At 34.4% G+C, this 5,000-nt stretch carries 5 protein-coding genes and 3 rRNA genes (2 of these 8 running past the window's edge); 5 read left to right on the plus strand and 3 right to left on the minus strand.

What is annotated here, in order from left to right:
- Window positions 1-769, minus strand: a 16S ribosomal RNA gene (locus tag GQR92_RS09955); it reaches 748 nt to the left of the window's first position.
- Between the two features lie 1,014 nt (window positions 770-1,783).
- Here GQR92_RS09955 and GQR92_RS09960 point away from each other — a divergent pair.
- Genes GQR92_RS09960 through GQR92_RS09980 form a run of 5 tightly spaced genes read left to right on the plus strand, consistent with a single transcriptional unit; the run spans window position 1,784 to window position 4,544 of the window.
- On the plus strand, window positions 1,784-2,134 hold the full coding sequence (locus GQR92_RS09960; protein WP_158839201.1) for an ISAon1 family transposase N-terminal region protein: 351 nt from the start codon (window positions 1,784-1,786) through the stop codon (window positions 2,132-2,134).
- Window positions 2,121-2,978, plus strand: coding sequence for an ISAon1 family transposase (locus GQR92_RS09965; RefSeq protein ID WP_441339145.1), 858 nt, complete (start codon window positions 2,121-2,123; stop codon window positions 2,976-2,978). Before GQR92_RS09960 ends, GQR92_RS09965 begins: the two co-directional genes overlap by 14 nt.
- Before the next feature lie 40 nt (window positions 2,979-3,018).
- Window positions 3,019-3,369: an ISAon1 family transposase N-terminal region protein gene (locus GQR92_RS09970; protein WP_158838035.1), complete on the plus strand. Its 351-nt coding sequence runs from the start codon at window positions 3,019-3,021 to the stop codon at window positions 3,367-3,369.
- Window positions 3,356-4,345, plus strand: a complete 990-nt coding sequence (locus tag GQR92_RS09975; protein WP_199269212.1) for an ISAon1 family transposase — start codon at window positions 3,356-3,358, stop codon at window positions 4,343-4,345. Before GQR92_RS09970 ends, GQR92_RS09975 begins: the two co-directional genes overlap by 14 nt.
- A 7-nt stretch (window positions 4,346-4,352) precedes the next feature.
- Entirely contained in the window at window positions 4,353-4,544 is a 192-nt protein-coding gene (locus tag GQR92_RS09980; protein ID WP_199269213.1) for a transposase, read from the plus strand.
- Window positions 4,545-4,683: 139 nt separating this feature from the next.
- Here GQR92_RS09980 and rrf read toward each other — a convergent pair.
- Window positions 4,684-4,793, minus strand: a 5S ribosomal RNA gene (gene rrf, locus GQR92_RS09985).
- A 188-nt stretch (window positions 4,794-4,981) separates the two neighbouring features.
- Window positions 4,982-5,000, minus strand: a 23S ribosomal RNA gene (locus GQR92_RS09990); it runs 2,867 nt beyond the window's last position.

The raw sequence follows: 5,000 nt of genomic DNA on the forward strand, positions 1-5,000 counted from the left end.
TCCCCACGCTTTCGTCCCTCAGCGTCAGTACATACGTAGTAGACTGCCTTCGCAATCGGTATTCTGTGTAATATCTATGCATTTCACCGCTACACTACACATTCTATCTACTTCCATATGACTCAAGTCAACCAGTATCAAAGGCAGTTCCATAGTTGAGCTATGGGATTTCACCTCTGACTTAATCGACCGCCTGCGGACCCTTTAAACCCAATGATTCCGGATAACGCTCGGACCCTCCGTATTACCGCGGCTGCTGGCACGGAGTTAGCCGGTCCTTATTCTTACAGTACCGTCAAGCTGGTATACATACCAGTGTTTCTTCCTGTATAAAAGCAGTTTACAACCCATAGGGCAGTCTTCCTGCACGCGGCATGGCTGGGTCAGAGTTGCCTCCATTGCCCAATATTCCTCACTGCTGCCTCCCGTAGGAGTCTGGTCCGTGTCTCAGTACCAGTGTGGGGGATCTCCCTCTCAGGACCCCTACCTATCGATGTCATGGTAAGCCGTTACCTTACCATCTAACTAATAGGACGCATAGCCATCTTTTACCAATAAATCTTTAATTACATCTCGATGCCGAGTCGCAATACTATGGAGCATTAATCTTCATTTCTAAAGGCTATTCTCCAGTAAAAGGTAGGTTCTATACGCGTTACGCACCCGTGCGCCGGTCGTCATCTGTGCAAGCACAATGTTACCCCTCGACTTGCATGTGTTAAGCCTGCCGCTAGCGTTCATCCTGAGCCAGGATCAAACTCTTCATTGTATATTTTAAATATTTTAATGAATAAGTTTCAAAAGAATTTACATTAAACTAATAATGTGGTTATTCTACTCTTTAATTACGCTGTCAATTTCAATATTTTCAATGAACTGTGCCGAGTCGGCACCGACAAGTCATAAAACTCAATCTTTACCTTTAACTCAACTTTGTAGAAACGTTAGACTCGAACTAACTGACTTTTTTAATAGTCATTCCAAATTTTCTTTGATCTTTTTTGCTGTATTTCTTAGCGGCTGCAAACATACAAACTATTTCAAATCTGACAATAAAAAAATAAACTTTTTTTTATTTGTTTTTATCCCTAAAAAAACCTGAACGTTTTGCCGAAAATTTCGGACTGCAAACATACAATGTTTTTTACAAACCAACCTAATAAAAATTAAAGTTTTTTTTGATAAAATTTTACAACTTTACCTGTTTAACTCCTTAGTTTTTAATCGATTTACAAACTCTCAATGAACCATACTAACTAAGCAATATTGCTGTTAGCGGGTGCAAACTTACAACTCATTTTTAATCTAACAACTATTTTTTAACCCTTTTTTTATGTTTATTTTACATATACGTGGTAAGTGCATTGTTTTGAGTGGTTTATAACCCTATTTTTTTTGAATGTTTTTTCTCAGTTTGTAAGTTTTGTTGCTTGTTTGAGGGATTCACTTGGTTTTTGTTGGGAAAAGTGGGGAATGTACTGGGAAATGATGCTTGTTTTTTTCTTTGAAATTGATAAATTGGTCTTTATCTATTGTGTGTAAATTGCTTTAGCTGAAACTTTCTTTGGCTAAGGATGCGTGTTAGGGATAGAAACGACATCCTTTTGTGAAGTATGAAACAAAAGATATAGTGGATAGCCCGACCTTTTTTACCTGAAAATTGATTGAAATTAAAGATGTGTATTTGATATATGACCTTAACTTTTTTAGAAATGACGGATCAACACAAAAAATAGTGGAGTAGTATAAAAACAAGAACTATGTTTTTTAAATCCTTACTATTTTGGATACTTCAATTGAACTAACAAAACTATTATTACCAGAAATTCTTGTTGACTATTTTAAACTAACGAAACACGAAGTTAAAAACGGAGAACTTCATTTCCATTTCACAGAATTAAATACGATTCCAGAAGAATTTAAAGCACTTAAATTAAGTTCTAAAGGCTTTTTTCCTGAAGCTACTATTCAAGATTTTCCAATTCGAGGTAAAAACGTTTTTCTACATGTTATTAGACGACGTTGGGTTGAGGAAAATTCTAAAAAAGTAGTTACAAGAGATTGGCGATTAGTAGCAAAAGGCACTAGAATAACTAGTGAATTTGCTGCTTTTTTAAAAGATATCAGTCAGTAATAACGCCACTAGCACTAGTACTGTAGCTAATTTCTACGGCGTAAACCCTAGAAGTTTACAAAGACAGTATAAGGATTATTTAAGTGATTTTAAAGCATGGGATCAACAGAAGCACGCAACAGACTGGTTATTGTTTGCAAAGAATTTAGGGACTCACTTATCACTTGATGAAACTGCCTTTTCTAACGGTGATTTATATACCATAATAACAAATAAATTAGCTAAAGGAAAGAAAGGAGCAATAGTAGCCATGATCAAAGGAACTAAAGCTGAAGTTGTTATAAAAATACTTCATAAAATTCCTTTAAAACATAGGAAGAAAGTCATGGAAGTAACCTTAGATATGGCAGGAAATATGGGGCTTATAGTCAAGAAATCCTTTCCAAACGCTGCCTTAGTAATAGACCGTTTTCATGTGCAAAAATTAGCATTAGATGCACTGCAAGAAATAAGAATTAAACATAGATGGGAAGCGATTGATGCTGAGAATGATGCCATTGAAAAAACCAGAAGTAAATCTTTAGAATACACCCCAAAACTATTACCAAATGGAGATACACTCAAACAACTATTAGCTAGAAGCAGATATCTATTATATAAATCAAGTAATAAATGGACTAAAAATCAAGCCATAAGAGCAGAAATACTGTTTGAAAAATATCCTGATATAGAGAAAGCATACAAGTTATGTCAAAATCTATCTTGGATATTCAATAACACTACAGATAAAACATCAGCACTTATAAGACTTGCTAAATGGGATGAAAAAGTAAGACAGGCACACTTTAAAAGCTTCAACACTATAGCTAGAACGATGGGATCAACACAAAAAGTTGTGGAGTAAATTAAAAAGCATGAACTTTACAGTCTAATAAATCTCTATTTTGGACACTTCAATTGAATTAACAAAACTATTATTACCAGAAATTCTTGTTGACTACTTTAAACTAACGAAACACGAAGTTAAAAATGGAGAACTTCATTTTCATTTCACAGAATTAAATACGATTCCTGAAGAATTCAAAGCACTTAAATTAAATTCTAAAGGTTTCTTTCCTGAAGCTACTGTTCAAGATTTCCCAATTCGAGGTAAAAACGTTTTTCTACACGTTATTAGACGACGTTGGGTTGAGGAAAATTCTAAAAAAGTGGTTACTAGAGATTGGCAATTAGTAGCAAAAGGCACTAGAATAACTAGTGAATTTGCTGCTTTTTTAAAAGATATCAGTAAGTAATAACGCCACTAGCACTAGTACTGTAGCTAATTTCTACGGAGTAAATCCCAGAAGTTTACAAAGACAGTATAAGGATTATTTAAGTGATTTTAAAGCTTGGGATCAACAGAAGCACGCAACAGACTGGTTATTGTTCACAAAGAATTTAGGTACTCACTTATCACTTGATGATACTGCCTTTTCTAACGGTGATTTATATACCATAATAACAAATAAATTAGCTAAAGGAAAGAAAGGCGCAATAGTAGCCATGATCAAAGGAACTAAAGCTGAAGTTGTCATAAAAATACTTCATAAAATTCCTTTAAAACATAGGAAGAAAGTCATGGAAGTAACCTTGGATATGGCAGGAAATATGGGGCTTATAGTCAAGAAATCCTTTCCAAATACTGCCTTAGTAATAGACCGTTTTCATGTGCAAAAATTAGCATTAGATGCACTGCAAGAAATAAGAATTAAACATAGATGGGAAGCGATTGATGTTGAGAATGATGCCATTGAAAACGCCAGAAGTAAATCTTTAAAATACACCCAAAAACTATTACCAAATGGAGATACACTCAAACAACTATTAGCTAGAAGCAGATATCTATTATATAAATCAAGTAGTAAATGGACTAAAAATCAATCCATAAGAGCAGAAATACTGTTTGAAAAATATCCTGATATAGAGAAAGCATACAAGTTATGTCAAAATCTATCTTGGATATTCAATAACACTACAGACAAAACATCAGCACTTATAAGACTTGCTAAATGGGATGAAAAAGTAAGACAGGCACACTTTAAAAGCTTCAACACTATAGCTAGAACGATGTCGATACATTATAAAAACATCTTAAACTATTTTGATAATCGAAGTACGAATGCATCAGCAGAATCATTCAATGCTAAAATTAAAGCCTTTAGAGCACAGTTTAGAGGCGTCAGAAATGTGGATTTTTTCTTATATAGACTTACTACTATTTTTGCGTAATTCTTAAATCCCACAACTTTTTGACTTGATCCGAACGATGTCGATACATTATAAAAACATCTTAAACTATTTTGATAATCGAAGTACGAATGCATCAGCAGAATCATTCAATGCTAAAATTAAAGCCTTTAGAGCACAGTTTAGAGGCGTCAGAAATGTGGATTTTTTCTTATATAGACTTACTACTATTTTTGCGTAATTCTTAAATCCCACAACTTTTTGACTTGATCCATAATTATCTAGTTTCTAGTATATATAAACCATAAAATGGTAATATAAAAAAACCTCAATTCGTTAAGAATTGAGGTTTACAGATACGGATATTAGTCCGTATTAAAGAAAGGCGGCGACCTACTCTCCCACATAAATGCAGTACCATCGGCGCGATTGGGCTTAACTTCTCTGTTCGAGATGGGAAGAGGTGAGCCCCAATGCTATAACCACCCTAAGATTTTGGTTATTAATTGTTGTTGGTTTATAGTTTTTGGTAAAACTGTATACAATACAGCCCCATCAACTAATAACGATCAACTAAAAACCGCAAGCATCGCTTGCTTATAAGTTAACATATGGTAAAATAATATCTAAATCGTCTAATAAATAAAGAGTCTGTGCTCCCGCCTTTCGGCGGGAAGCGTACATAAGTCTATGGGTT

The sequence above is a fragment of the Polaribacter sp. L3A8 genome (assembly GCF_009796785.1).
Taxonomy (GTDB): Bacteria; Bacteroidota; Bacteroidia; order Flavobacteriales; family Flavobacteriaceae; genus Polaribacter.